Here is a 1,612-nt window from a genome sequence, read left to right as displayed (position 1 = left end):
CCAATCTTGTTTAACGCCTCTTTTAAATCCTCTAGCTGCTCTGCACGAGCGATTATATCTACCTTTTTCATTCGTTTCATATATCTATCTCCTATGTGGTACAGAAGTACGCATTATATAACCTAACTTTCACCAATTACAGCATATATACATCCAATTGTACCTTACTATGTATCTATCACAAATCATAACAATGACGTTTGATTGGACGAAATAAATCGCCCTGAGCTTTTAAATTCAGATTGATTATAAGCACCTTCGCCATGTTCACTAATATCGATGCCAAGTGATTCAGAGCCAATGCTAACGCGCATATCCATAAAGGCGCTGACGATTTTAAATAGTATAAATGTACCTAGAATGGCAAATACATAGGCAATCACAAGTGAAAGTAATTGAGGGCCTAATAAGGAACCGCCATAGAACAAACCATTAGCCCCATCAGGATTAATCGTCGTTGTAGCCCATAAACCTGTAGCGATAGCGCCCCACGTGCCGCCTACACCATGAATACCAAAGGCATCAAGAGAATCATCGTAGCCAAGGCGGTTTTTAATAATGGCTACCGCAAGATAACATACAACGGCACCGACAAAACCAATTATAATGGCCGCCATAGGCGTTACAAAGCCTGCTGCTGGTGTAATCGCCACAAGGCCAGATACACCGCCAGAGGCAGCTCCTAATACAGTAGGTTTACCGCGGTGCATCATTTCTACTAGCACCCAGCCTACAATACCAACCGCTGCAGAGATTTGTGTAGTTAAAACGGCATTAGCCGCAAGGAACCCTACACCAAGAGCAGAGCCTGCATTAAAGCCAAACCAACCGAACCATAGAATAGCAGCCCCAAGAATTGTCATCGGCAAATGGTGAGGCAGCATAGGCATGCGTCCATAGCCGCGGCGACGTCCTAGCAACATACACAAGGTCAACCCAGACACACCGGACAACACGTGAATCGCAAGCCCTCCGGCAAAGTCTAATGCACCTAAATCGCTAAGGAATCCACCACCCCAAATCCAATGAGCCATCGGATTATATACAAAGATGGACCATAACAAAGCGAATATTACAAAGGGAGCAAAGCGCATCCGACCTGTAATAGAACCACTCATGATGGCTGGTGTAATGACAGCAAACATGCATTGAAATGCTACAAAAGCAAGCTCAGGAATATGTGTACCACTTAAGATGGCTGTCTCCGCACCACCAAGGCCAAATTTACTAAAGTCGCCGATGATGCCATGTAGATCATCACCAAAAATCAACGTATAGCCTATCAAAATAAACTCAACAGAGATGACACCAATCAAAAAGAAGCTCTGCATGATCGTACCTAGCACATTTTTACTACGCGCCATCCCACCATAAAATAACGCTAAACCAGGTGTCATAAAGAATACTAATGCAGCACACAACAAGACCCATGCTGTGTTGCCCGTATCAATCATATTGACCATAAGATACTCCTTTCCATACAAAAAGCGCCTTGCTCGCAGAAACTCTGCATGCAAGGCGCCGTTACCTAACTATTTTATTGTAGTAATAAACATCACTACATACATCCTATATTAGATTTCTATTCATGTCAATAAATTCTATAGAATTT

The 1,612-nt window shown here is 42.9% G+C and carries 1 protein-coding gene; it reads right to left on the bottom strand.

The annotated features are described in order from the left end of the window. Nucleotides 1-185: 185 nt before the first annotated feature. Nucleotides 186-1,463 carry an ammonium transporter gene (locus QZ055_RS09350; RefSeq protein WP_295826486.1) on the bottom strand — a complete coding sequence of 426 codons (1,278 nt, stop codon included), beginning with the start codon at nucleotides 1,461-1,463 and terminating at the stop codon, nucleotides 186-188. Nucleotides 1,464-1,612 lie beyond the last annotated feature (149 nt).

Source organism: uncultured Veillonella sp., from assembly GCF_905209685.1.
GTDB lineage: Bacteria > Bacillota > Negativicutes > Veillonellales > Veillonellaceae > Veillonella.
This window is presented reverse-complemented; position numbering and strand designations above follow the sequence as displayed.